Below are 23828 nucleotides of genomic sequence, written 5' to 3'. Positions count from 1 at the left end.
TTTTCGAAATCCTCCTTTCCAACTTCCAGACCGACCCTGGAGTTTCTTGTGACTGACACGGCAGCCGCGCAGCCTGCCAAGTTGGACGCCGCCGTTCTCAAGATCGCCGGTGTGGTGGTCCTGGGCGCGATCATGTCGATTCTCGACATCACAGTCGTGAGCGTCGCCCTGCCCACCTTCCAGACCGAGTTCGACGCCACCTACGCCCAGGTCGCCTGGACGCTGACCGGCTACACCCTGGCCCTGGCCACGGTGATCCCGCTGAGTGGCTGGGCCGCCGACCGGTTCGGCACCAAGCGGCTCTACATGCTCGCCCTGTTCCTGTTCACGGCCGGTTCGGTGCTCTGCGCCACGGCCGGCTCGATCGAACAGCTGGTCGCCTACCGGGTGTTGCAGGGCCTGGGCGGTGGCATGCTCATGCCACTCGGCATGACGATCATGACCCGCGCCGCCGGTCCCGAGCGGATCGGCCGGCTGATGGCCGTCCTCGGCATCCCGATGCTGCTCGGCCCGATCGGCGGCCCGATCCTGGGCGGCTGGCTGATCGAGGCGGCGAGCTGGCACTGGGTGTTCCTGATCAACCTGCCGATCGGCATCATCGGCCTGGTCTACGCGCAGTTCGCGCTGCCCAAGGACAACCCGAGGCCGTCCGAGTCGTTCGACTTCGTCGGCATGCTGATGCTCTCCCCCGGCCTCGCCCTGTTCCTGTTCGGCGTGTCCTCGCTGCCCGAGACCGGCACGATCACCGCCACCAAGGTGTGGGTGACGATGCTGATCGGCGCGGCGCTGGTGATCGGCTTCGTGTTCTACTCGTTCAAGCCGAAGCACCCGCTGCTCGATCTGCGGCTGTTCCGCAACAAGCGGCTGGCCGTCTCGACGATCTCGCTGTTCGTGTTCATCATCGCGTTCATGGGCGCCGGTCTGCTGTTCCCCAGCTACTTCCTGCAGGTGCGGGGCGAGTCCACGCTGCACGCCGGTCTGCTGATGGCTCCGCAGGGCATCGGCGCGATGATCACCATGCCGATCGCCGGCATGCTCGCCGACCGGATCCCGGTGGGCCGCACGGTGCCGTTCGCGATGGCGCTGATCGCCCTCGGGTTCTTCACCTTCACCCAGGTCGGGACCGATACGTCCTACCTGTTGCTGTGTGGTTCGCTGTTCGTGATGGGCCTCGGCATGGGCGGCACGATGATGCCGATCATGACCTCGGCGCTGCGCACGCTGACCAGCAGTGAGGTCGCTCGCGGCTCCACGCTGGTGAACATCCTGCAGCAGATCGGCGGCTCGATCGGCACCGCGATCATGTCGGTGATCCTGACCAGCCACCTGAACGGTTCCGCCGAGATCCCCGGCGTCACCAACCCGGGCACCGGCGAGCCGGTCACCGAGGCTCAGGCGGCGATCGCGGCCCAGCACGGCGCCCAGATGCAGCTCCCGCCGGACGTCCTGCAGCGCGGTCTGTCGTTCGTGGCCGACTCGTTCGCCAGCACCTTCTGGGTGGGCTTCATCCTGGTCCTGGCGACGTTCATCCCGATCGCCTTCCTGCCCCGCAAGAAGGCCCCGGCCTCGGAGACCCCGTCAGCCGACGAGGTCCCGGCCGCCGTGGTCATGCACTGACCGAAGCGCCGCGAGGAGACGGCCGACCTCAACTTCGTCGGTCGTCTCCCGCCCGCTCTGCCCGCCGAGGGCCGCGCTGCCCAGCGTGACCCCGACGGCGTCGGCGACGAACCCTTTGCCGGACGCGTGCACCGCCGCCACCCCGGCCCGCACCAGATCGCCCACGACCTCCGGCCGCACCCCGCCGCCCGCCATGATCTCGATCCGCCCGGCGGCCTGCGCCACCAGCCGGGCGAGCTGCGGCAGCGCATCGCCGGCCGCGGCCGCCCCACCCGAGGTCAGAATCCGCCGCACGCCCAGCTCCGCGAGGGTGTCGACGGCCGCGGCCGGATCGCCCAGCGTGTCGAACGCCCGGTGGAACGTCACCTCGGCCCCCTCAGCGGCGTCGATCACCCGCTTGAGCAGGTCAGTGTCCACACTGCCCGCGCGCACGCCGCCGACCACCACGCCGGCCGCTCCGGCCGCGACCGCGTGCCGGACGTCCCGCACGATCAGGTCCGTCTCGGCCGGGTCGTAGTCGAAGCCGCCCGGTCGCGGCCGTACCAGCACATGCGCCGGCGGAATCGCCGGCCCGGCGGCGGCCTCGATGAGGGCGAGCGACGGGGTGAGGCCGCCCAGCGGAAGTGCGGAACAGAGCTCGATGCGGTCGACGCCGAGGCGGGCCGCGACGGCCAGCCCGTGGGGGTCCTGGACCGCGAGTTCAAAGGCAACCATGGCCCGGCGAGTATCGCACGCTGTCGCTCCGTCGATAAACTGACGGGCTATGCCGGAAACCCGCCAGGAGGACAGCGGTGCGGGCTGGGTGCCGCACGGCTTTCAGCTCGAGCCTCACCTGCACACCGACGGTCAGCTGGTCTACGCGGCGTTCGGCGCCTTCGCCACCACCACCGACCGCGGCACCTGGGTGGCGCCCGCCAACCGGGTCACCTGGACGCCGCCGGGATTCCGGCACTCCCATCGTTTCTACGGCCGGACCGACGTACGCCTGGTGGTCATCCCGGCCGCCCTCTGCGCCGCGCTGCTGCCCTATCCGAGCGTGTTCGCGGTGAGCGCGCTGCTGCGTGAAGCGCTGCTGGCCCTGACCGACCGGGCCGAGGCCCGGCCGGGCGCCTACGACCGGCTGCGGGCGGTGGTGATCGACGAGCTCGCGGTGACTCCCGAGCAGTCGCTGCACCTGCCCGAGCCGCACGACGACCGGCTGCGGACCGTCACCGATCTCCTGCACGCCGAGCCGGGCCGGAACGCCACCCTGACCGAGCTCGGCCGGGCCGCCGGGGCCAGCGAGCGCACCCTCAGCCGGATGTTCCACACCGAGCTGGGGATGAGCTTCCATCGCTGGCGCACCATCCTGCGCATCCACCACGCCCTGGTCCACCTGGCCGAGGGCCGGTCGGTCACCGACACCGCGATGGCCTGCGGCTGGTCCAACCCGTCGAGCTTCATCGAGGCGTTCACCGCGGTGGTCGGGCAGACCCCCGGGCGCTACCAGGCCGATCTGGTTGCCTCGGGCAACTAAAACTCCTATGGTTGCCCCGGGCAACCAATGGAGGTCGGGATGACAGTGGCCGATGACGCGGTACGGGAGCGGGCCGGGACGGCGCCGATGTCGCACGCGCAGATCCTGCAGGCCATGTCCGGCCTGTACATGGGGATGTTCGTGGCGATCCTGTCGTCGACGGTGGTCACCAACGCGCTGCCGACGATCGTCGCCGACCTGCACGCCAACCAGAGCGTCTACACCTGGGTGATCATCGCGACGCTGCTGACCACGACCGTGTCCAGCCCGGTCTGGGGCAAGCTCGCCGACCTGCTCAGCAAGAAGCTGCTCATCCAGGCCAGCCTGGTCATCTTCACGGCCGGCTCGGTGCTCTCCGGGCTCGCCGCCGACTCCGGGCTGCTCATCGCGGCCCGGGCCGTGCAGGGCGTAGGCGCCGGCGGGATGCTCGCGCTGACCCAGGTGGTGCTGGCCACGATCATCTCGCCCCGGCAGCGCGGAAAGTACTCCGGTTATCTCGGCGCGGTGCTGGCCGTGGCCACCTCGGCGGGGCCACTGATCGGTGGGGTCATCGTCGACACGAGCTGGCTCGGCTGGCGGTGGTGCTTCTTCGTAGGCGTACCCTTCGCGATCTTGGCCATGGTCTTCTTGCAGAAGACCCTGCACCTGCCGGTCGGCGGCCGGAAGGTGCGGATCGACTGGGCCGGCACCACACTGATCACCGCGGCGGCCTCGCTGCTGCTGGTCTGGGTCACCTTCGCCGGCGACAAGTACGCGTGGGTGTCCTGGCCGACCGCGGCGATGCTCGGCGGCTCGATCGTGCTCACCGTGGTGTTCGTGCTGGTCGAGCGGCGGGCCGCCGAGCCGATCCTGCCGCTGTGGCTGTTCCGCAACCGCACCGTCGTGCTGGCCATCGCGGCCAGCCTGGTCATCGGCGTCGCTCTCTACGCCGGGACGACGTTCCTGAGCCAGTACTTCCAGCTGTCCCGCGACAAATCGCCCACGCTGGCCGGCATCATGGCGCTGCCGCAGATCCTCGGCCTGGCGCTGGCCTCGACGATCGTCGGCCGGATCATCACCGCCACCGGCCGGTGGAAGCCGTTCCTGGTGGGCGGCTCGGTGCTGATCACCGCCGGTCTCGGGCTGCTCGGCCTGACCCGGGCCGACACGCCGTACTGGCAGCTGGCGATCGGCATGGCGCTGATCGGCATCGGCCTGGGCACCACGCTGCAGAACCTGGTCCTGGCCGTGCAGAACCAGGTGCAGCTCTCCGAGCTCGGCGCGGCCAGCACCTCGGTGTCGTTCTTCCGGTCGCTGGGCGGCACGATCGGCGTCTCCGCGCTCGGGGCGGTGCTGGCCGGCCAGGTCACCCGGTACATCGGCGGCGGCTCGGGACACGGGTCCGGGGTGCCGCGGCTGGCCGACCTGCCGCCGGCCGCGCGGGCGGTCGTGCAGAACGCGTACGGCCACGCCACCGGTAACCTCTTCCTGTACACCGCCCCGTTCGCGCTGCTGGCGCTGCTCTGCATCCTGTTCATCCGGGAGGTTCCGTTGCGCACCACCAGCGCCCTCGAGACGGCGAATGACTGAGCCCTACGCCGCGCTGGAGCGCGAGTTCGCCGTCTTCGTCCGGCGGGCCCGGGCCACCTCCGAGCGCCTGAGCCGGGGCGTGCACCCCGACCTCGACGCCAGCGCGTACGGCCTGCTCGCCCACCTGCGGGACCACGGCCCCCGGCGGCCGAGCGACGTGGCCGAGCACGTCGGGGTCGGCAAGGCCACCATCACCCGCCAGCTGCAGTCGCTCGAGGCGCTGAGCCTGATCGAACGCCTGCCGGACCCGGCCGACGGCCGGGCCCACCTGGTCACGCTGACCGCGGACGGCCGGCGCCGGATGATCCAGGTGCGCGAGGGCCGCAACGAGCGCCTGCGCCGGCACCTCGACTCCTGGCCCGAGGAGGACGTTCGCACCCTGGCCACTCTGCTGGCCCGATTCAACGACATCGCCGCCGAATAGCGCCTGACGCTCAGCCGGGCACGCCGCAGGCCGAAGGGAGTTTTGGGGTCGGTTACGGCGAAAGGGTTGGTGTCGTGGAGGTCAATCCCAAAACCGTGCAGGTGACAGCGCGGCGCAACGCGGTCGCGGGCCGGCTCGCCGACTTCCGGGTCGGCACCAAGATCTATGTTTCGGTGCTTGTCGTCGCGGTGGCGGCGCTCGCCATCGGGGTTTTCGGCATCACCCGGATGAGCAGCCTCAACAGCGACATCCAGGAGATGAAGGCCCGGCACGTCGACGCGCTGGTGCAGCTCAGCACGATGCGGGGTGCGTCCGCCGACAGTTTCCGGGGCATGTTCCTCTACGCCCAGCTGACCACCAACCGGGACACCTACATCACTCAGACCAAGACCGCCGAAACGGCGTTCACCGCCGCGCTCGACGCGTACCGCGAGCTCGCGGCCGGTTCGGCGAAGAGCACGGAGGCGGCGAACTCCCTCGCGACGACCTTCGCGTACTACCAGAACCTGCGGAACGTCCTCGTCTTCAAGGAGGCGCTGCCCAGCGGGTTCACCCTTCCGGCGACGGACCAGATCGGCCCGGTCTGGAACAGCACCCAGACCGGTCTGACCGAGGCGATCGTCACGCTGCAGAACACCGAGGAGTCCGAGGCGGCCGCGATGACCGCGAAGGCCGAGGATTCCTACCACGCCGCCCGCACCGAGCTCATCGTCATCATGGTGGTGGCCCTGGTGGTGGCGCTCGGCCTGGCTGCGTTCGTCTGCCGGCTGATCCTGCGGCAGCTCGGCAGCGTCTCGACCTCGCTGGCCGCGGTCGCCCAGGGCGACCTCGCGGTGGCCGCCGACGTGCAGGCCCGCGACGAACTCGGCGCCATGGCGGTGGCGGTCAACACCGCCCGGGACGGCCTGCGCGACGTGGTCAGCCACCTCACCGCCAGCTCCCGGGCCCTCGGCGAGAGCACCGCCCAACTCACCGGCAGCACCGAACGCATCGGCGTCTCCGCCCGCGAGGCCGCCACCCAGGCCGACGCGGTCGCGGTCGCGGCCGGTGCGGTCTCGGCCAACGTGCACACCGTGTCGGCCGGCAGCCACGAGATGGGCGCGTCGATCCGGGAGATCGCGGAGAGCGCCAACGAGGCGGCCCGGGTCGCGGCCGAGGCGGTCGGGGTGGCCGAGCAGACCAACGCCACGGTGTCGAAGCTCGGCGTCTCCAGCATCGAGATCGGCAACGTGGTCAAGGCGATCACCTCGATCGCCGAGCAGACCAACCTGCTCGCCCTGAACGCCACCATCGAGGCGGCCCGGGCCGGCGAGTCCGGCAAGGGCTTCGCCGTGGTGGCCAGCGAGGTCAAGGACCTGGCCCAGGAGACCGCGCGGGCCACCGAGGACATTTCCAAGCGGGTCGAGGCGATCCAGGCCGACACCGAGAGCGCGGTGGTGGCGATCGGCGAGATCTCCTCGATCATCGCCCGGATCAACGACTACCAGCTGACCATCGCCTCGGCGGTCGAGGAGCAGACCGCCACCACCGGCGAGATGAGCCGCAGTGTCGCCGACGCCGCCCAGGGCAGCACCGACATCGCCGGCACCATCTCCGGCGTCGCGAACGCCACTCAGGCCACCACCTCCGCGCTCGCCGAGACCACCAGCACGGTGCACGAGCTGGCCGGCATCAGCGGCGAGCTGCAGCAGGTGATCGGCCGCTTCCGGCTCTGAGCCTCAGAGTCCGGCGATCTCGGCGAGCCGGGCCGGGGTCAGCGCGCCCGCGTAGAACCGGCCGTCCTCGGTGATCAGCACGCTGACCAGGGAGCCGGCGAACACCCGCCGCTGCCCGTCCGGGTCGGGCAGCCGGGTGGTGAGCACCGACGTCCAGCCCGAGCCGAGCAGCGACGGGGTGACCGGCAGCGCCGTGTGTGCGTTGCCCTCGGTCGTCGTGGTGCCGGGCGGCGGCTTGAACACGAACTGCTCGGCGTCCGGCACCACGAAGCTGATCTGCTGGAACGCGAGCCGGGCGGCCGGGGTCGTGGCGTTCCGCGCGTACACCTCGATGCGCAGCGGGATGTGGTGCTCGGCGTCGATGGCCAGGCTGACCCGGCCGATCAGCGACGCCGGGTCCCGGGGGCTCAGCACCAGCTCGTAGGCGTCCCGGCCGGCCACCTCGGTGACCCCGGTCGTGCTGGCCACGGTGGCCGGGTCGGCCGCGGCCACCGCCGCCAGCTGCGCGGCCGGCAGGGTCAGGTGACTGGACATCCGGTCGGAACTGTTCCACAGCCAGGCGTCGGCGCCTTTGCGGATCAGGTCGGTCTCGCCGTACGTGTTCAGCAGCGCCAGCCGCTGCCGGTCCGGGCCCGCGTACCAGACCCGGATGGTGCTGGTGCCGAACACCAGGCCGGCCAGGTCGGCGGCCCCACCGGCGCTCCGGGTGAGGCTCGCGACGGCCGGCAGCCCCAGGTCGGTGCTCTGCACGATGGTTCCGGACAGCCCGTCCACGTCGGCGTTCCGCAGGTCCACAAGCAGTTGGGCCGCGCTGCGCGGCGGCAGGGCCAGGTCGGCGGTCGCCACGATCGCACCGGCCGCCGCGCCGGCCCCGAGAACGGCGACCGCCGCGGCCGACGGCACCGCCCAGCCCCACGCCCGCCTGGATCCGAACACGCCCGAATCCTCGCCCGCCGCCGCTGTGACCGGGCTGAGAAAAGGTGCGGTTAACCGCACCCGGATCGGCCGGTCTGCCCGGCTGTTTCGCCGGCCGCCGGAAACCAGGGTGGAGACATGGATTCCGTCATCTCCCTGGCCTCGGTTTCACGGCGCTATCCGCGCGGCGTCATCGCGCTGCGCGACGCCTCCCTCGACGTTCCTCCCGGCCAGTTCGTGGCCGTCATGGGCGCCACCGGCTCCGGCAAGAGCACACTGCTGCACTGCGCGGCCGGCCTCGACCGGCCCTCCGGCGGGCGGGTGCGGCTGGCCGGGCACGACATCACCCGGATGAAGGAGGCCCGCCGCACCCGCCTGCGGCGCGACCACGCGGGCTTCGTCTTCCAGGCCTACAACCTGCTCTCCGAGCTGACCGTGCGGCAGAACGTCGAGCTTCCGGTACGGCTCGGCGGGCCGCGCAACCGCACCGTCGACGAGGTGCTCGCCCAGGTCGGGCTGGCCGGTTTCGGCAAGCGGCCGGTGGGTGAGCTGTCCGGCGGTCAGCGGCAGCGGGTCGCGATCGCCCGCGCCCTGGTCACCGCCCCGGCGGCGGTCTTCGCCGACGAGCCGACCGGCGCCCTCGACCCGACCACCGGCGCCCGGATCCTCGCGCTGCTGCGGGCCGCCGCCGACCGGGACGGCGCCGCCGTCCTGATGGTGACGCACGACCCGGTCGCCGCCGCCTGGGCCGACCGCCTGGTCCTGCTGCGGGACGGCGTGGTCGCGCACGACGGCCCGGTCCCGGACGCGACCGAGATAGCCGATCGGCTGCGTGGCGTCACGGCTGTGTCAGCATGATCGTCCGGCAGGCGTTGAAGCGGAACCCGTGGGCCTTCCTCGGGCCGGCCACCACCGAAACCCTGGCCGCCGCGCTGGTCACGCTCGGCCTGTGCGGGGTGGCGTCGCTCGACGGCGCGCCGCTGACCGCGGCCCAGCGGGCGGCGATGGCCGCCGACGGGACGGCCGACATCGGGGTCCTCTTCCTGGTGGTCTCGATCTATCTGTCCATCCTGGTGGTCGGGGTGACGATCGGGACCGCGATCGCCGACCAGGGCCGCGATCTCGCCCTGTTCCGCACGGTCGGCGCCACGCCGTGGCGGGTGCGGCGGGCGATCGCCGTGCAGGCCGCCATCGTCGCGATCCCGGCCACGGTGGCCGGCGTTCCGCTGGGCCTGCTGCTCGGCCGGGCCTGGGTGCACGGCCTGGTCGGCCACGGCCTGGTGCCGGCCGAGGTGACCTTCCGGATCCACGGCGGCACCGTGCCGATCGCGTTCGCGGTCACCATCGGCACCTCGCTGCTCGGGGCGCTGATCGCCGCGATCCGGCCGTCCCGGCTACGCCCGGCGATGGCCCTGACCGAGGCGGCCATGCCCGGAAAAAGACCAGGCCGCATCCGTACGCCCATGGGCCTGCTTCTGGTTTTCGGTGGCATCGCGCTGGCGATCCTGATCAGCGACGCCGACGCGCAGACCGCCGACAACACGGGCCTGTTCGTGATGCTGGCGATGTGCTTCGGCGTCGGCATGCTGGGCCCGGTGCTGCTGCGGCTCGCGTCCCCGCTGGGCCGGCTGTTCGGCGCGGCCGGCCGGATCGCCGCCGACAATGTGGTCGCCCGCCGCCGCTCGCTGTCCGGGGCGCTGGTCCCGCTGACCCTGGCCATCGGGTTCGCCGTGTTCACCATCGTCATCGGAGCCACCACCGAACACGTCACCGGCGTCGCCCAGTCGGCCGCCGACCGGTGGCTCACCTACGCCGGAACCGGCACCTACTGCGCGTTCGCCGCGATCGCCGCGGTCAACACGCTGATCACCGTGATCCGGGCCCGGCGCCGCGACCTGGCCGTCATGCGGCTGGTCGGCGGAACCCAGGGGCACACGCTGCGGGTGGTGATCTGCGAGGCTCTGGTGGTGACCGCCACCGCGCTCGTGGCCGGGGCCGTGGTGGCCGCGACCGTACTGCTTCCCTTGCTGCACACCGCCCTGGGCACCTGGCGCCCGTGGGTGCCGGCCCCGTTCCTGGTCGGCAGCATCCTGGGAACGGCCGCGCTGGTGCTGGCCGGGCTGGCCCTGCCGGCCGCCGTCATGCTGCGGCAGCCGCCGATCGAGGTCGTCGGGTGATCCTGCTCCGGGTCTGGGCGAGCGCCCGCTGGTGGCGCGAGCTGGCGTTCGTCCTGTCCGGAGCGGTGCTGCGGCTGCCCACCCTGGCGCTGGCCCTGCTGGGCATCGCGGCCTGCGGGCTGTCGGTGGTCATCTTCGGCTTGGCCCTGCTGGCCGGCCTGCTGGCCCTGGCCCGGCGCACCCCCGCCTACTTCCGGGCGCCCGCTCGCAAACTCCTAGGCCGGGACTGGCCCGACGCCCAACCGACAAGCCGCAACCCACTGACCGACAGCACCGCGTGGCGCGCCCTCGCGTACTGCTTCGCTGGTTCTCTGTTGATCTACGCCGGCGGCTATTTCACCGTGTTCCTGCTGGGCAGCGGCTCGGCCGCGCTCGCCTATCCGGCGTGGTGGTTCGTCGAGGCCGGCGACCACAGCTGGGCGGGCACCTGGCTGGTCGCCGGCGAAGGCCTGTTGCTGCTGCTGGCCGCGCCGTGGTTCGTCCGGCTGGTGGTGTTCGCCGACGGTTTGCTGGTGCGCGGCCTGCTGCAGCCGAGCAAGGCGGCGCGGCGCATCGCCCAGTTGGAGGCGGGCCGCGCGGCCCTGCAGGCCGATGCGGCGGCGCTGCTGCGCCGCGTAGAACGCGACCTGCACGACGGCACCCAGGCGCGATTGGTCACCCTGGGCGTCCAACTGGCCCGCATAGAGCACAAAACCGACGAGCCGGGTGTACGCGCATTGGCCGCCGACTCCCGCCACACCGTAACCGAGGCGCTGGCCGAGCTACGCGACATCGTCCGGGGGATGCACCCGCCCGCGCTGGACGACGGTCTGGAGATCGCCCTGTCCTCGTTGGCCGCCCGCAGCGCCGTGCCGGCCGAGGTGCGGGTGATTCTGGCCGGCCGCCCACCCGACGCCACCGCCTCAGCGGTCTATTTCACCGTCGCCGAGCTACTGACCAACGTGGCCCGCCACGCGCACGCCACCAGGGTGTCAATCACCCTGACCGACACCCCCACCCGACTGACCTTGACCGTCCGCGACAACGGCCAGGGAGGCGCAGCCGTCGCCGACTCGCCCGGCCCGGCCGGCAGCGGGCTGGCTGGGCTGGCTCGTCGGGCTTCGGCCCTTGACGGCGAATTCCGGGTCGACTCGCCTGCCGGTGGGCCGACCATCGTGACCATGACCCTGCCCCGGGAGTACTGAGATGCGCGTCGTCATCGCCGAGGACAACCCGCTGCTGCGGGACGGCATCGTGCTGCTGCTCGGCGAGCACGACATCGAGGTGGTGGCCGCCGTCAGCGACGGCGACGCGCTGCTGGAGGCCGTCGCCCGGGTGCAACCCGAGGCCGCCGTCGTGGATGTGCGGATGCCACCCACGCACACCGACGAGGGTTTGCGCGCGGCGTTGGCTATTCGGTCGGCGTACCCCCAGGTCGGGGTTTTGGTCTTCTCGCAGTGGGTGGAAACCAGCTATGCCCGCCGCCTGCTGTCGGAGAACGCCGGCAAGGTGGGCTATCTGCTGAAGGACCGCATCGTCAGCACCGACGAGTTCGTGGACGCGCTGCGCCGGGTGGCAGCCGGCGGCACCGCTCTGGACCCGGAGTTGGTGCGGCACCTGCTGGCCGCCCCGGCGGTGGATGCCGGCCTGGCCCGGCTGAGCGCCCGAGAGCGCGAGATCCTGGGATTGCTGGCCGAGGGCCGCTCCAACGTGGCGATAGCCGAGTCCTTGCACTTGGTGGAGCGCAGCGTGGAGAAACACGTGACGTCCATCTTCACCAAGCTGGACCTGCCCCACGACCGCTCCGACCATCGCCGGGTCCTGGCGGTCCTGCGCTACCTACGAGCCTGACCTGGGCGTCTGCGCCACGGCGCCCCGGGAGATGGTCAGGTCGGACATCAACTGCGCCGCGCGGGCAAGACCGGTCACGGTGTACCCATCGCGTTCCTTGACTCGGACGACTGTCCAGCCTTGGATGTCACGGTAGTAGCGGACCAGGCCGGGTTCGGTAGTTCCGCGGCGGACCCAATGTCGGCCGCAGCGCGCGGCGTGGTCGAGGACCCACCACGCGAGTTGGCAGCCGATGCGCTGGCCCGCGTAGTCGGGATGAGTGACGGTCGTGGCCATGAAGAGCCCCGCCCATTTCGCCGGCACCGCCGCTCGCTGCTTTCGCGACCTGAACATGTCCAAGCACGCCCTTCAGCACGAACCTGCCGCTCTCGAGCTACCAACCGACAGCCACCGCACCCACGCCCTGCACACCGCGTTGCTCGCAACCATCCATGTCGACCGACGTCACCTCGACCAGGCATGCCACTACGGCGACGAGGCCATGGTCCACGCCGGTGCCGTCCGCTCCGGTCGCGTCCGCCAACGCCTCACCGAACTCACGAAGCGGCTCCACCCTCACCGCGATGTTCCCGTCGTAGCCGCGTTTCTCGACCGTCACCGCGACGTGCTGGTTGCTGCGTGAATTGCTCGCTATCGGCTACCGTCACGCCGATGACCTGGACCGAACCCGAGGTGTTCTACCAGCGGCTGGCGGCCTTCCATGCGACCGCCGCCGCTCTGATCACCGAGTCGGGCACCGGCCGCATCCTGCTGGTCAAGCCCACCTACAAGGACAGCTGGGCATGGCCCGGCGGTTACCTCGACGCCGGCGAATACCCGCAAGATGGCTGTGCCCGCGAACTCGCCGAGGAACTCGGCATCACGATCGCCGTAGGCCGCCTTCTCCTGCTCGACTTCGCGCCCCCAGCGGGCAAGCGCCAACGAGCCTTGTTCAGCATGACCTTCGACTGCGGCGACCTGCCCGCCGACGCCACCGTCCAGCTCCAGCCGGACGAGTTGCAAGCATGGAAGTTCTTCACCGCCGAGGAAGCAGCCGAACGTTTGCCGGCCACCGAACGACACCGGGCCGCCGCAGCGCTGCACGCACGCCGCCACCGCACCACCCACTACCTGGCTGCGGGCCGGGGCTCCCGGTAGGTCTGCCGGACCTGGGCTACCGGGCGGAAGCGGTCATCCAAGGTGATCAGCAAGCTCAGCAGCAGGGTGAAGAAGAGGGCGTTGCCCAGCTGAAGTTCACCGCGCAGCATTTCCACGACGAGGACCAGCCCAGCGTTGGTAACCAGGCGGAGCCCGAACGCGGCGAGCGCCGACTCACGGCTGCCGGTGCGGCGTGCCACGGCGAGCGTGATCGCGGTGTTGACCAGTACAAACACCCCAATGCCGAGGAACATCTGCAGGTGGGTGGACCGTACACCGGGCAGCACCTCGCCGTAGATGACGCAGAGCAGGCCGATCAGCACCACCTTCTCGGCGGTAGCCCCGGACAGCATGCGCCAGTGGGTGCTGACCCAGCGGTCCCGTTCGGCGGCCGTGTCGATCTCGGTCGGCAGAGGGTCGGCGGCCAGGCGCCGGGGCCAGGCCGGAGCGGGCAGACGCGGCCACAACCAGTACCGGAGGAACACGAGCAGAGCCACCCCCAGCAGGGCGAGGACCGGAATCAGTACGGGGTGGGCGCGCAGGGTGTCGGTCACGTCCAGCTGGGCTACGTGGATCCACCACTCCTGCGGCAGCTTCACGAAAACCCAGATGCAGGCCGCGGTGATCACCCACCGCTTGGCGGTCACGCCGGCCGGGTTCCAACGGAGGCGGACGATCTCGTACGCGATGAAGAAGTACTCGAAGGTGTTCGGGAAGATCAGCAGCAGTGGGCGCCAAGCGATCAGCTCGAAGAGCACCACCCCGGCCAGGCGGTAGAAGAACAGGAAGCGGGCCACCTCCAGGGCCGGTCGGCTGGTCCAGTTCCGCAGCACCGACAGGTACGCGACGGACAGGTAGAACATGTCCATCGCCTTGTCGTAGCTCTGGTAACCGGGCGGATCGTGCCCGAACCACTGGAACACCGACTGGTCGATGCCGTCCAGCACCAGCGCCACGACGATCGCGGGCAGCGGGAAGAGCGGAATGAGCAGCGGCACCACAAACCGCGCACCCACCACCGCGACAAAGATGAGGGTCGTCTCCGTCCCCATGCGCCGGATCGTCGCACGGCCCTCCAGGCCGGAGAGTCATCTGCCGCGGATGACCAGCACGGTCTTTCCCCGCAGCAGACCCGCCTCAGCCTCCCGATGAACAAGGGCAAGGTCGGCCAGAGGCCGAGTCAAAACATCCAGCTGTACGACGCCCGCGTCAACAAGCGCAACCAGCCCACCCAGATCCCCAGCGTCGTCCCGAGTCACAAAATGCACGCCAGGCACCGGCACCCGCTCGGTAATCGACACCAGCACCCCACCCGGCCGCAGCAGCGAAACCACTCCCCCAGCGGCAACCGGCGCAAGGTGAAGAATGGCATCAACCGGCGCACCTACCTGATCAACGACCTCGGACAGGTCAGCCCCCGGCCGCCGGGCGGGCGCGATGACGTGTGCGCCGGCGTGCCGGGCCAGCTGCACCGCGATCTGGCCGACCGCGCCGGTTGCGCCGTTGATCAGCACTCGCCGGCCGGCGGTGATCTTCGCGTGTTCGAACACGGCCTGCCAGGCGGTCACTCCGGCGATCGGAAGGACTGCCGCGTGCGCTAGCGGAACCGCGGTCGGTGCCGCGACCAGGCTGCGCGCCGGCACCGCGACGTATTCGGCGGCAGCCCCGAAGGCCCGGCCGATCACCCGCTCGCCGGTCTCGACCACGGTGCCGGCCACCTCTCCGCCGAGGGTGACCGGCAGGTCGATCGGGAACACGTCGCGCAGCAGCCCGCGGCGCAGCCCGAGGTCGGACGGGTTGAACGAGGTCGCTTCGACCCGGACCAGCACCTCGCCGGGCCCGGGCACGGGACGCGGCACGTCCTCCTCCCGGATCTCGGAGGCATCCCCGTACCGATGAATTCGCATTGCTCTCATCAGCCGAACCTATGGCCGCCGGCGAAGACGAACAATGCGCGGCAGTCCCTGTTCCATACGCGATCGTCTCGCTACGGTGAGCGGGTGGACGTGCTCAGCGACGTGATCACGGTGATGCGGACCGGGCGGCCGAGGGCGGCGCGGATCGCCTGGCCGTCGCCGTGGGCGCAGGAGTTCGCCGCGGTGCCGGGGTCGGCCGGTTTCCAGATCATCCTCGATGGACCGTGCTGGCTGCTGCGGCCCGGCGCCGATCCGTTGCCGCTGGCCGCCGGTGACGTGGTGTTCCGGCCGCACGGTGACGGGCACACCCTCGCCGATGACCCCGCGACCGTGCCGGTGACCCCGGCCTGTGACCCGAAGGACCCGCGAGTGCCGGAGCGCTTCCTGAAAGCCGACGCCCCGGCCACCGTCACGCTCTGCGGTGCCTACGAGCTGGACGCGACCCGGGCCCACCCGCTGCTGCTGGCCCTGCCCGACCTGATCCATCTGCGCCTCGACCGGGAGCTGCACGGCACCGCCACGCTGCTGGCCGGCGAACTGGAGCGACCCCGGCTCGGCACCGACGCGATCGTGCCCGCGCTGCTCGACACGCTGCTGCTGCACATCCTGCGCACCTGGCTCGACGAGTCCGACGACGGCTGGGCGGCGGCGTTCAACGACGCGGCCACCGCCGCCGCGCTCGAGGCGATGCACCGCGACCCGGCCCGGCCGTGGACGGTGGCGACGCTGGCCGCGCGGGCCGGGCTGTCCCGGGCACCGTTCGCCCGCCGGTTCGCCGAGCGCACCGGCCAGCCGCCACTGACCTATCTGACCTGGTGGCGCATGGTCACCGCGGCCCGCCTGCTGCGCGAGTCGGACGCGCCGCTGAGCGTGGTCGCGACCCAGGTCGGCTACTCGTCGGAGTTCGCCTTCGCCACCGCGTTCAAGCGCCGGCACGGCGTCGCCCCCGGCCGCTACCGGGCCGGCTCCAGGGTGATCCAGTAACGGCGGGCCGGTCCGTACGGTGTGTTCCGGACGGTTTCCAGGACGCCGCCGCCGCGTTCGATGGTGCGGGCCGATGCCGTGTTCTCCTCGGCGCACATCAGCGACACCCGGCGCAGGCCGGCCACCCGGGCCAGGTCGAGAATCCCGCCGAGGGCCCAGGACGCCAGGCCGCGGCGCCGGGCCGAGGGGCGCACCCCGAAACCGACGTGCCCCATCGGCGGAGTGGCACCGTCGAACTCGTAGCGCAGGGCGATGCCGCCGAGCACCCGCTCCTCCTCGACGATCCACCGGTAGACGTGCCCGATGTCGTGCTCCCGCTCCGGGTCCTCGTCGAATGCCATGCGAGCCACCCAGTCGGCGAACCCGGCCACCGAGCCGACGTCGTCGGACGGCCGCAACCCGAACCCGTCCTCGTGCCGCCCGGGCCCCCACTCGCGGTGCGCGTCGAGCCAGGCGGCGCGCAACTGGACGGTGGGTGCGATCAGTTCGGGCGGCATCCGCCGACGGTACCCGTCAGGCTGCGACCGGAACCCTGGCCCAGCCCAGGTGGGTGCGCAGTTCCTCGGGGGTGGACAGCTCGCCGGCGCCCAGCTCCGCGACGGCGATCCGGTGGCCGACGACCGGGTCGGGGTCGTAGCCGTATACCTCGGGCCACTGCCGGTGCAGGCGCGGCTCGCCGCCGAAGGTGAGGTCGGCGTCCTCGAGGACCATCGGGTCGCCGTACACGGCGGCCTGGCAGCCGGCCAGCAGGCCGTACCAGATCGCGCTGCACAGCCGGTTGGACACCACCCGCTTGTGCCGTTTCAGCTCGGCCAGCTGGCGCACCAGGAACTCCCGGTCGGTGTCGCGCCACCAGAAGCCGCGGTAGCCGTGGCAGATGACCCGGAAGCCGGCGTTCTCGTACAGCTTGCGGATTGATCTGATCTTGTATTCGTTCCAGTAGAGACAGGCCGTCATCGGGCCGGTCTCGTGCGCCTTGAGCTCGTCGATGAGGCGCCGGTGGTCGCCCATCACCTGCTGCCCCTCCCAGCCGTGGAAGGGGTAGAAGATGGTGCCCTCGCGCTTGGTCTCGTCGACCGGCTCGGTGTCCATCGCCAGCAGGTAGGCGAACGGGGAGCCGACCACCACGGCATCGCGGCGGCCCTGCGACCAGGCCCGGCGGCGGGTCTGCTCGGACCAGACAAGCAGCGGGCTGCCGTCCACGAACGGCACCCCGGGGGCCATGCCGTCGCCGATGTTCCACCCATGCTGAAGGTAGCCCTGGATGCGTGGTGGGTGCATCGGGTCCTCGAGCCCGGCGTACCGAGCGAGGATGTGGGCGTGTCCGTAGTAGTAGTTCGCGTGGTGCATCGGCGGAAGCATAACATCGCCCACATGCACCGGGAGCTGGGAAAACAGCACCTTGACGGGCGATGAACAGGCGGTTGACTCGATGATCGAAGTCCGGCGGCGGGGTGCCTACCGGCAGTCCGTGCTGATCCTCGGCACGGCCCAGCTGGGCATGGCGTACGGCATCGCGAACCGCACCGGCGCGCCGGACGACGACTCCGCCGCCGGCATTCTCGGCGCGGCCCGCGACCTGGGCATCACCCACCTCGACACGGCCCGCGCCTACGGCGACAGCGAGCGGCGGATCGGCGCGGTCGCCCCGGCCGGGCTCTCGATCATCACCAAGATCGGCCCCGGGGTTCCGGTCCGGGAGAGTGTCGCGGCCAGCCGGGCCGCGCTGGGCCGCACCGAGCCGCTGACCATCCTGTTCCACCGCGCCGCCGACGCCCTGGAGGCTTGGGACGACCTGCGCGCGCTGCTGAAGCACGGCGAGGCCGACCGGATCGGGGTGTCGGTGCAGAACCCCGGCGAGCTGAACCGGGTGCTCGACCTGCCCGATCTCGGTTACGTTCAGTTGCCGTGCAATATCCTCGACCGCCGCTGGTCGCTGACCGACCGGCCCGACCTCGTGGTGACCGTGCGCAGCGCGTACCTCCAGGGTCTGCTTGTCGCCGGCACCACCGTGACCTGGCCGCAGCTTTCCGATCCGGAACGCGACGCGCTGGTCGCGACGCTCGACCGGCTGGCCGCCGAACTCGGCCGGACCGGCCGCGCCGACCTCTGCCTGGCCTACCTGCTGTCGTTGCCCTGGGTGACCTCGCTGGTGGTCGGCGCCGAGACCAAAGATCAACTGCAGGACAACGCCGATCTCGTACGCCGTAAAGCACTGACCGAGAGTGAGCGCGACGCCGTGCTCGCCGCCCTCCCGGAGGTCCCCGAGGCCCTCCTCGACCCGAGCCGGTGGACCCGATGAACACGACGCTTGATGACCTCTTCGGCCTGCGCGGGCGGGTGGCCGTGGTGACCGGGGCGACCGGCCGGCTGGGCCGCGTCATGGCCGCCACCCTGGCCGGCGCCGGCGCGACCACCTGGCTGATCGGGCGGGACGAGGGACGCCTCAAGTCGCTGGCTCACGAGATCGGGCCGCAATGTCATTTCCAGCGGTGCGACGTCACCTCGGACGAGGACGTGGCCGAGCTCGGCGAGGCGCTCCGCAGTGAGTGCGGGCGGGTCGACGTGCTGGTGCACAACGCGCACGTGGGCCGGGGCGGATCGCTGCGCTCGGCCCGGCCCGCCGACTATCTGCAGGCGGCCGACCTGGCCCTCGGCGCGTTCCAGCGGCTGCTCGACGCGACCCGTGACCTGCTGGTGGCCGCGGCCGCCGACGGGTCGCCCTCGGTGATCACGGTGGCCTCGATGTACGGCCTGGTCAGCCCGAAACCGCAGCTCTACGACACGCCGGAGGCTGGGAACCCGCCCTACTACGGCGCGGTCAAGGCCGGGCTGGTGCAGCTCACCCGCTATGCGGCGGTCGAGCTCGGACCGTCCGGGGTGCGGGTCAACTGCGTGACGCCGGGCCCGTTCCCGGGCGGCGGCGACCCGGCTCTGCTCGACCGGCTGGGGGCGCAGACGCCGCTCGGGCGGGTCGGCGACCCGGCCGAGATCGCCACCTCGGTGCTCTACCTGGCGTCACCGCAGAGCAGTTACGTCACCGGGTCGAACCTGGTCGTCGACGGCGGGTGGACCGCTTGGTGACCTGTCACCCGTACGAGTGACAGGAAATTAATGATTTTGAATTGTGCGCCTTCTGCTTCTGATCGTGCCTGACCGGCGCGCATTCTCCGTGCCCGCAGTGTGGTCACGCTCGGTGCGCACGGTCGGCGGATCGACAGGGCTCCACCAGGTCACGGCCGGATCCGGCCGCCGGCCGCGCTCACCATCCGCGCAACACCCGTCACCCGCCGGTGCACACCGTAACCGCTGAGGGAGGGTCGAAGAATGGATCCTTACGGTGTGCAACTTGCACGTCCGCGACGTGCAAAATCGGTACGCACCTGCGCTCTTGTTCCTTGCCGCCGGTCAAACGAAGGTCGACTGTGGTCGGTCCGTCCCCGGTCCGACTCCGTGTCACATCGAGGCGAGGTTGATGAGCGCAGCAACCGTTACGACTGTCCCCCCTGATCCTATCGGCGCCGCCACGCCGGTCGAGTTTGCGATGCGCCTGCGCGCATTGATGACGGCACGTCGCCGTTCCCTCGACAGCGTGGCCCGGCGCAGCCGTGACGCCGGCACCCCCATCTCCCGGGCCACCGTCTACAACCTGATCACCGCCGCCGGCTCACCCCGGCGGGAAACCCTGGTCAGCTTTCTGCGCGGCTGCGGGGTGCCACCCCGCGAGCAGATCCGCTGGCTGACCACGTTCGACCTGGTCTACCGGCCCCGCTGAGCGCGGTCTGCCCTGCCGGCCACGTCGGGCGAGGCATGACCGGCAGAACAGACCGCTCTTCCCCACCGGTAAGCGACGATCGGCGGCGTCTCGCGCAGGAACGGCGAGGCGCCGCGGTCAGCGCCGGACGCGTTCGTAGAACTCCAGGTGGCGGCGGGCCGCAGCCGGCCACGTGTGTGCAAAAGCCAGCTGCCGGCCGCGCTCGCGGCGGGCCGGATCGGGCTCCTTGATCGCGTCCAACAGCGCGTCGGCCAGCGAGGACGGGTCGTGGCCGTAACCGACGGCCGGGCCGAACACCTCGCGCAGCACCGGCAGGTCCCGCACCACCACCGGCACCCCGGCCGCGAGGGCTTCCATCGCGGCCAGGCCGAAACCCTCCTTCGTCGACGGGAACGCGAACGCGGCCGCCCCGGCGACCAGGCCGGGAAGCTCGTCGTGCGGCACCGGGCCGAGCACCTCGGGCACGACGCCCAGCTCGGCCGCGCGAGCTTCCCAGGCGGCGCGGTAGTCGCGGTAGTCGAACAGGGTCTCGCCGCCGGCGACGACCAACCGCAAACCCGAAAGAGAGGAACGCATCCGGGCGTACGCCGTCAGCAGGTCCAGCGATCCCTTGCGAGGCTCGATCCCGCCGACCGACAGCAGATATTGCCCGTGCTTTCGAGCCGGCACCGCCGCGGCGAACCGGGCCGCGTCCACCCCGTTCGGGATCACGGCCGGGCGCAGGCCCCAGCCGGCGGTCACCTCGGCCGCCACCGCCGCCGAGACGCAGACGTGCGCGTAAGGCCGCACGATGGCCCGCTCGTGACAGGCGGCCAGCTCGGGCGTCGTGAACTGGTCGAGATGGTGGATCGTCCGCACACAGTGGTCGACCGCGTTGGCGCTGATGCAGTCCTGGGCGTGCACTACGTCGTACTCACCGGGGGTGAATGCCGCGCGCAGAACCGCGATGGATCGCACGATGCGCGCGCCCATCGCCTCGCCCGGAATTTCGGGGAATTCAATGATTTTGAGCCGCACCCGCGGGTCGATCGGGCGAAAGAGCTCGCCGCGGCCCAGCGTCCACACCGTGACGTCGGCGCCGAGCTCGGCCAACGCCTCGGCCAGCGCGAACGTGTGCACCACCCCGCCGCGCGGCCGGGTCGAGTAGGTGAGCAGCGCGATCCTCACCGCTCGCTCCGGTAGGTCGCCGGCCGCAGCTCGCTGAGGTGGTTGAGCACCCGGCGGGCCGCCGCGATCTCGGCCGCCACGTCCAGCTCGGCCACCGCGAGGCCGGCCTTCGCCCAGGTGCGGGCCAGGATGTTGCCGCCCGGTCCGACCACCTTGGCCTGGCCGAGGAAGCGCATGCCGCCGACCGCGCCGGTCTGGTTGGAGCTGACCACGACGATCTGGTTCTCTGCGGCGCGGGCACAGTCGTAGAGGTCGAACAGCCGGGACTGCCGGTCCTGGTTGAGTTTCGGGGCCTGGTTGGTGATGCTGGCCGGCCAGGCCGAGAGACAGGCGACGATCTGCGCGCCGTCCAATGCCAGGGTGCGGGCCGACTCGGGGAACGTCTTGTCGTAGTCGATGAGCATGCCGACCCGGCCGACCGGGGTGTCGAACGCGGCGAACGAGTCGCCGGGCGCGTAGACCGTGCTCTCGGCGGCCGGCAGGTGCACCTTGCGGTGCCGGCCGAGCACGCCGTCGCCGGTGAGCGCGACGGCCGCGTTGTAGCGCAGGTCGCCGTCGGCCTCGCAGTACCCGACGCAGACCACCATCTCCCGGGCCAGCGCGGCGACCTGGTCCAGCAGCGGGTCGTCCGGTTTGAAGGCGGGCGGCAGCGCGGCCGGGTCGGGGTGGCGCAGGTCGGCGAGGTAGCCGCCGATCGCCGCGTCGGGCAGCACCAGCAGACCGGCCCCGGCGGCCCGGGCGTCGGCGATGAGCTTGCCGATCCGCCCGAGGTCATAGTCGAGGTCGCGCCCGAAGTGCGCCGCCGCCGCCGCGATCCGCGTGAGCGTCACGTGAGGGCCGGTTGCCGATAGGTCTCCGGACGCCGGTCGCGCAGGTGGCCCATCGAGCGCCGGGCCGCCTCCAGCGCGCCGGTCACGTCCACTTCGGCCACCGCCATGCCCGCGGCGGTGCCGGTGGTGGCCAGCACGTCCCCACCCGGATCGACGATCTTCGCACTGCACACGAACCGCATCGCGCCGAAGGTACCGGACTGGTTGGCCGACACCCACACCACCTGGTTCTCCAGCGCGCGGGCCCGGTCGAACAGGTCGAACCGGCGGGTCCATCGATCGTCGGCGAGGTCGGCCGGTGCGTTGGTGCGACTGCCCGGCCAGGCCGACACCACCACGATGATCTCGGCGCCGTCCAGCGCGAGCGCCCGCGCCGACTCCGGAAACGCCTTGTCGTAACAGATCAGCAGCCCGATCCGGCCGACCGGGGTGTCGAACGCGGCGAACGAGTCCCCCGAGTCGTAGCTGGCGTTCTCCCGCAACGGCTGATGCACCTTGCGGTGATTGCCGAGCACCCGCCCGTCGTACACACAGACCACGCTGTTGTACCGGCGATCCCCGTCGGCCTCGCAATATCCCGCGCAGACCACCATGTCGCCGGCCAGTCCGGCGAGGCGAGCGATCTCCGGGCCGTCCACCCGCAGCGCGGGCGGCTCATCCGCCCCACCCTCCAGATGGGCAAGATAACCCCCAAGACATGCCTCCGGCAGAGCAAGCAGCCGTACGCCGTGAGCACGCGCCTCGCCGATCAACTCCGCGACACGCTCGAAGTCGCCTTCCAGGTCCCGATCGAACGGTGCGGCCACGGCCGCCAGCCGGACGACGCTCATGATGCCCTCCCCAGTCCAGTCACGTCGGCCTCCAGAGCACCGGTGATCTCCCCGTCCGGCCAGCGAAGACGCACGCCGCGCCCGGGGACGAGTTCGCCGCAGTCGGCGGTGACCGCGGGCCCGGCGTCGCCGTCACCGAGTGGTCCGGCGGTGAGCATGGCGAAGCCGGGAAAGCAGGTGAGCCAGTCGCCGGCACTGGCCGCGGCCGGTCGCGGCACCCGGGCCACGTCGAGCAGGGCCCCGCACCCGCTGGCCTCGGCGAGCATGCCGAGCGTCCCGGCGACGCCGGCCATCGACACGTCCTTGGCCGCGGCCGGCCGGGCCCGGCCCACGAACGACTGCATCCGCTGCAGCTCCGCCGGGGTACGCCCGCTGGTGGAGTCCCACTGCCGCCCGCCGTATCCGGGCCGCCACCCACCACCGAGGTCGGCGGTGAGCCGCACCCGCTGACCGGGCCGCCCGCCGCCGCCCGGCACCGGCCGGTCGGTGCGCCCGAGCGCGGTAGCGGACAACGCGGCCGGAACACCGAGCTGGGTGTGCCCGCCAAGGATAGGAATGCCATAGGCGGCGGAAGCCCGGCGCAGCCCACCGAGAATCCGGGCCGCGTGCGCGGCATCGCGCGCGCCGACCGCGTTGAGCAGCCCGACCGGCGCGGCCCCCATGGCCGCGAGGTCGTTGACGTTGACGAGCACCGCGCACCAGCCGGCCCAGTCCGGATCCCGCTCCACCATGGACGGCAGAATCGCGTCGCAGGCGGCGATCAGGTCGGACCCCGGCACCGGCGCCCCGTCGTCCCCCACAAAGCCCTTGCCGCCCGGCGCCATCCCGTCAAGCAGCTCCCCGAGCGGATTCTTGGTGGCGGCCGCGAGGGCGGCAAGACGCCGCATCGGCCATCGCATCAGCGTGTGCGGCCGCCCGGCAACGGCGACGTGCCGAACCGGCTGCCACCCGAGGCGCCGGAACATGGGTTCGTTGCGGCGCTGCACGGTGGCGTCAAATCGCAGTGCCCCGGCACTCTCGGCATAGGCGCAGGCGGCCCGGACAAGCGCCGGCCCGATCCCGAGCGTGCCCCGGGCTGCCGGGTCGACGACGAGCCGCCCACCTTGCCACCACCCGATGTCCGGCCCGTCCGCAGCCGGCCCCACCCGAACCCCACCAAGGAGTTCCCCCCGAGCCGACCGGGCCACAAGCACAACGGTCCGCGGGTCCTCGTCCCGCTCATCCCGATCGTGCAGCTCAAACAGCCCTTGCTCATCAACGAAAACCCGCCGCCGAAGCGCGTGGTACCCGCCGAGTTCCTCAGCCGGCTCCACCATGAATTGCGGCCCCACCAGAGCCGGCACAAGATCAGTCACGGCACCCCTCCCGCCACAAGCCACCGACCCCACCCACACCCAAAAACCAGCTCCCACCCACACCCCGCACA

26 protein-coding genes are annotated in these 23828 nt (G+C 71.4%); 15 read left to right on the top strand and 11 right to left on the bottom strand.

Translation table 11 applies throughout. The annotated features are described in order from the left end of the window. Positions 1–48 precede the first annotated feature (48 nt). The gene (locus tag Ate02nite_RS21720) at positions 49–1617 is read left to right on the top strand and encodes a DHA2 family efflux MFS transporter permease subunit (protein WP_203808384.1); all 1569 of its coding nucleotides are present in this window, start codon (positions 49–51) and stop codon (positions 1615–1617) included. Here the strand turns inward: Ate02nite_RS21720 and Ate02nite_RS21715 are convergent. Beyond that, a complete protein-coding gene (locus tag Ate02nite_RS21715; RefSeq protein ID WP_203808382.1) occupies positions 1579–2331 on the bottom strand; it encodes a copper homeostasis protein CutC in 753 nt (250 codons plus the stop codon). The genes Ate02nite_RS21720 and Ate02nite_RS21715 overlap by 39 nt on opposite strands. A 49-nt stretch (positions 2332–2380) precedes the next feature. Here Ate02nite_RS21715 and Ate02nite_RS21710 point away from each other — a divergent pair, with 49 nt between their 5' ends. The 4 genes from Ate02nite_RS21710 (at position 2381) to Ate02nite_RS21695 (ending at position 6841) form a co-directional block, all read left to right on the top strand. Next, complete coding sequence (locus Ate02nite_RS21710; protein ID WP_203808380.1) at positions 2381–3133, top strand: helix-turn-helix domain-containing protein; 753 nt, start codon at positions 2381–2383, stop codon at positions 3131–3133. 39 nt (positions 3134–3172) lie between these two features. Next, positions 3173–4702, top strand: a complete 1530-nt coding sequence (locus tag Ate02nite_RS21705; RefSeq protein WP_203808378.1) for an MDR family MFS transporter — start codon at positions 3173–3175, stop codon at positions 4700–4702. Beyond that, the gene (locus tag Ate02nite_RS21700; RefSeq protein ID WP_203808376.1) at positions 4695–5126 is read left to right on the top strand and encodes a MarR family winged helix-turn-helix transcriptional regulator; all 432 of its coding nucleotides are present in this window, start codon (positions 4695–4697) and stop codon (positions 5124–5126) included. Before Ate02nite_RS21705 ends, Ate02nite_RS21700 begins: the two co-directional genes overlap by 8 nt. Before the next feature lie 74 nt (positions 5127–5200). Next, complete coding sequence (locus tag Ate02nite_RS21695; RefSeq protein ID WP_203808374.1) at positions 5201–6841, top strand: methyl-accepting chemotaxis protein; 1641 nt, start codon at positions 5201–5203, stop codon at positions 6839–6841. Between the two features lie 3 nt (positions 6842–6844). Here the strand turns inward: Ate02nite_RS21695 and Ate02nite_RS21690 are convergent, their stop codons facing one another. Continuing rightward, positions 6845–7777 (bottom strand): LolA family protein, encoded by a 933-nt coding sequence (locus Ate02nite_RS21690; protein WP_203808372.1) that lies wholly within the window; start codon positions 7775–7777, stop codon positions 6845–6847. A gap of 117 nt (positions 7778–7894) precedes the next feature. Between Ate02nite_RS21690 and Ate02nite_RS21685 the strand changes: the two genes are divergently transcribed. From Ate02nite_RS21685 to Ate02nite_RS21670, 4 genes are read left to right on the top strand one after another with little or no spacing between them, the layout of a single operon-like run. Further along, complete coding sequence (locus Ate02nite_RS21685) at positions 7895–8614, top strand: ABC transporter ATP-binding protein (RefSeq protein WP_203808370.1); 720 nt, start codon at positions 7895–7897, stop codon at positions 8612–8614. Then, on the top strand, positions 8611–9933 hold the full coding sequence (locus Ate02nite_RS21680; RefSeq protein ID WP_203808368.1) for an FtsX-like permease family protein: 1323 nt from the start codon (positions 8611–8613) through the stop codon (positions 9931–9933). The genes Ate02nite_RS21685 and Ate02nite_RS21680 overlap by 4 nt, the downstream gene beginning before the upstream one ends. Then, positions 9930–11117: a sensor histidine kinase gene (locus tag Ate02nite_RS21675; RefSeq protein ID WP_203808366.1), complete on the top strand. Its 1188-nt coding sequence runs from the start codon at positions 9930–9932 to the stop codon at positions 11115–11117. The genes Ate02nite_RS21680 and Ate02nite_RS21675 overlap by 4 nt, the downstream gene beginning before the upstream one ends. Position 11118: 1 nt before the next feature. Next, positions 11119–11763: a response regulator transcription factor gene (locus Ate02nite_RS21670; RefSeq protein WP_203808364.1), complete on the top strand. Its 645-nt coding sequence runs from the start codon at positions 11119–11121 to the stop codon at positions 11761–11763. Here Ate02nite_RS21670 and Ate02nite_RS21665 read toward each other — a convergent pair. Then, positions 11752–12039, bottom strand: coding sequence for a hypothetical protein (locus Ate02nite_RS21665; protein ID WP_203808363.1), 288 nt, complete (start codon positions 12037–12039; stop codon positions 11752–11754). The genes Ate02nite_RS21670 and Ate02nite_RS21665 overlap by 12 nt on opposite strands. On the opposite strand from Ate02nite_RS21665, the gene Ate02nite_RS21660 reads away from it, so the two are divergent. Both Ate02nite_RS21660 and Ate02nite_RS21655 read left to right on the top strand, forming a co-directional pair. Beyond that, positions 12038–12385 carry an NsdA family TPR-like regulatory protein gene (locus tag Ate02nite_RS21660; RefSeq protein WP_203808361.1) on the top strand — a complete coding sequence of 116 codons (348 nt, stop codon included), beginning with the start codon at positions 12038–12040 and terminating at the stop codon, positions 12383–12385. The two genes, Ate02nite_RS21665 and Ate02nite_RS21660, sit on opposite strands and share 2 nt — an antisense overlap. Before the next feature lie 29 nt (positions 12386–12414). Continuing rightward, positions 12415–12900 (top strand): NUDIX domain-containing protein, encoded by a 486-nt coding sequence (locus Ate02nite_RS21655; protein ID WP_203808359.1) that lies wholly within the window; start codon positions 12415–12417, stop codon positions 12898–12900. Here Ate02nite_RS21655 and Ate02nite_RS21650 read toward each other — a convergent pair. Together Ate02nite_RS21650 and Ate02nite_RS21645 are read right to left on the bottom strand one after the other, a co-directional pair. After that, positions 12870–13952, bottom strand: a complete 1083-nt coding sequence (locus Ate02nite_RS21650; RefSeq protein ID WP_203808357.1) for a hypothetical protein — start codon at positions 13950–13952, stop codon at positions 12870–12872. The two genes, Ate02nite_RS21655 and Ate02nite_RS21650, sit on opposite strands and share 31 nt — an antisense overlap. A gap of 36 nt (positions 13953–13988) precedes the next feature. Further along, positions 13989–14816 carry an NADP-dependent oxidoreductase gene (locus Ate02nite_RS21645; RefSeq protein WP_203808355.1) on the bottom strand — a complete coding sequence of 276 codons (828 nt, stop codon included), beginning with the start codon at positions 14814–14816 and terminating at the stop codon, positions 13989–13991. 84 nt (positions 14817–14900) lie between these two features. Here Ate02nite_RS21645 and Ate02nite_RS21640 point away from each other — a divergent pair, with 84 nt between their 5' ends. Then, positions 14901–15800: an AraC family transcriptional regulator gene (locus tag Ate02nite_RS21640; protein WP_203808353.1), complete on the top strand. Its 900-nt coding sequence runs from the start codon at positions 14901–14903 to the stop codon at positions 15798–15800. Here Ate02nite_RS21640 and Ate02nite_RS21635 read toward each other — a convergent pair. Together Ate02nite_RS21635 and Ate02nite_RS21630 are read right to left on the bottom strand one after the other, a co-directional pair. Further along, positions 15770–16297 carry a GNAT family N-acetyltransferase gene (locus tag Ate02nite_RS21635; RefSeq protein ID WP_203808351.1) on the bottom strand — a complete coding sequence of 176 codons (528 nt, stop codon included), beginning with the start codon at positions 16295–16297 and terminating at the stop codon, positions 15770–15772. The genes Ate02nite_RS21640 and Ate02nite_RS21635 overlap by 31 nt on opposite strands. A gap of 16 nt (positions 16298–16313) precedes the next feature. Continuing rightward, positions 16314–17150 carry a hypothetical protein gene (locus Ate02nite_RS21630; protein WP_203808349.1) on the bottom strand — a complete coding sequence of 279 codons (837 nt, stop codon included), beginning with the start codon at positions 17148–17150 and terminating at the stop codon, positions 16314–16316. Between the two features lie 82 nt (positions 17151–17232). Between Ate02nite_RS21630 and Ate02nite_RS21625 the strand changes: the two genes are divergently transcribed. The 3 genes from Ate02nite_RS21625 to Ate02nite_RS50000 all read left to right on the top strand — a co-directional run bounded on the left by Ate02nite_RS21625 (position 17233) and on the right by Ate02nite_RS50000 (position 19575). Beyond that, positions 17233–18102 (top strand): aldo/keto reductase, encoded by an 870-nt coding sequence (locus Ate02nite_RS21625; protein WP_203808347.1) that lies wholly within the window; start codon positions 17233–17235, stop codon positions 18100–18102. Next, a complete protein-coding gene (locus Ate02nite_RS21620; RefSeq protein WP_203808345.1) occupies positions 18099–18884 on the top strand; it encodes an SDR family NAD(P)-dependent oxidoreductase in 786 nt (261 codons plus the stop codon). Before Ate02nite_RS21625 ends, Ate02nite_RS21620 begins: the two co-directional genes overlap by 4 nt. 508 nt (positions 18885–19392) lie before the next feature. Further along, complete coding sequence (locus Ate02nite_RS50000) at positions 19393–19575, top strand: hypothetical protein (protein ID WP_239147576.1); 183 nt, start codon at positions 19393–19395, stop codon at positions 19573–19575. Positions 19576–19692: 117 nt separating this feature from the next. On the opposite strand, the gene Ate02nite_RS21610 is transcribed toward Ate02nite_RS50000, so the two are convergent. From Ate02nite_RS21610 to Ate02nite_RS21595, 4 genes are read right to left on the bottom strand one after another with little or no spacing between them, the layout of a single operon-like run. Beyond that, positions 19693–20742, bottom strand: a complete 1050-nt coding sequence (locus Ate02nite_RS21610) for an MSMEG_0565 family glycosyltransferase (protein ID WP_203808341.1) — start codon at positions 20740–20742, stop codon at positions 19693–19695. Beyond that, entirely contained in the window at positions 20739–21572 is an 834-nt protein-coding gene (locus tag Ate02nite_RS21605; protein ID WP_239147575.1) for a carbon-nitrogen hydrolase family protein, read from the bottom strand. The genes Ate02nite_RS21610 and Ate02nite_RS21605 overlap by 4 nt, the downstream gene beginning before the upstream one ends. Then, positions 21569–22402 carry a carbon-nitrogen hydrolase family protein gene (locus Ate02nite_RS21600; RefSeq protein ID WP_239147574.1) on the bottom strand — a complete coding sequence of 278 codons (834 nt, stop codon included), beginning with the start codon at positions 22400–22402 and terminating at the stop codon, positions 21569–21571. Before Ate02nite_RS21600 ends, Ate02nite_RS21605 begins: the two co-directional genes overlap by 4 nt. Next, a complete protein-coding gene (locus Ate02nite_RS21595; protein WP_203808683.1) occupies positions 22399–23718 on the bottom strand; it encodes an MSMEG_0567/sll0787 family protein in 1320 nt (439 codons plus the stop codon). Before Ate02nite_RS21595 ends, Ate02nite_RS21600 begins: the two co-directional genes overlap by 4 nt. Between the last annotated feature and the right edge of the window lie 110 nt (positions 23719–23828).

The organism is Paractinoplanes tereljensis (genome assembly GCF_016862435.1).
In the GTDB taxonomy this organism is placed as follows: Bacteria; Actinomycetota; Actinomycetes; order Mycobacteriales; family Micromonosporaceae; genus Actinoplanes; species Actinoplanes tereljensis.
The sequence above is the reverse complement of the archived record's forward strand: the minus strand, read 5'-3'. Positions and strand labels throughout refer to the sequence as shown.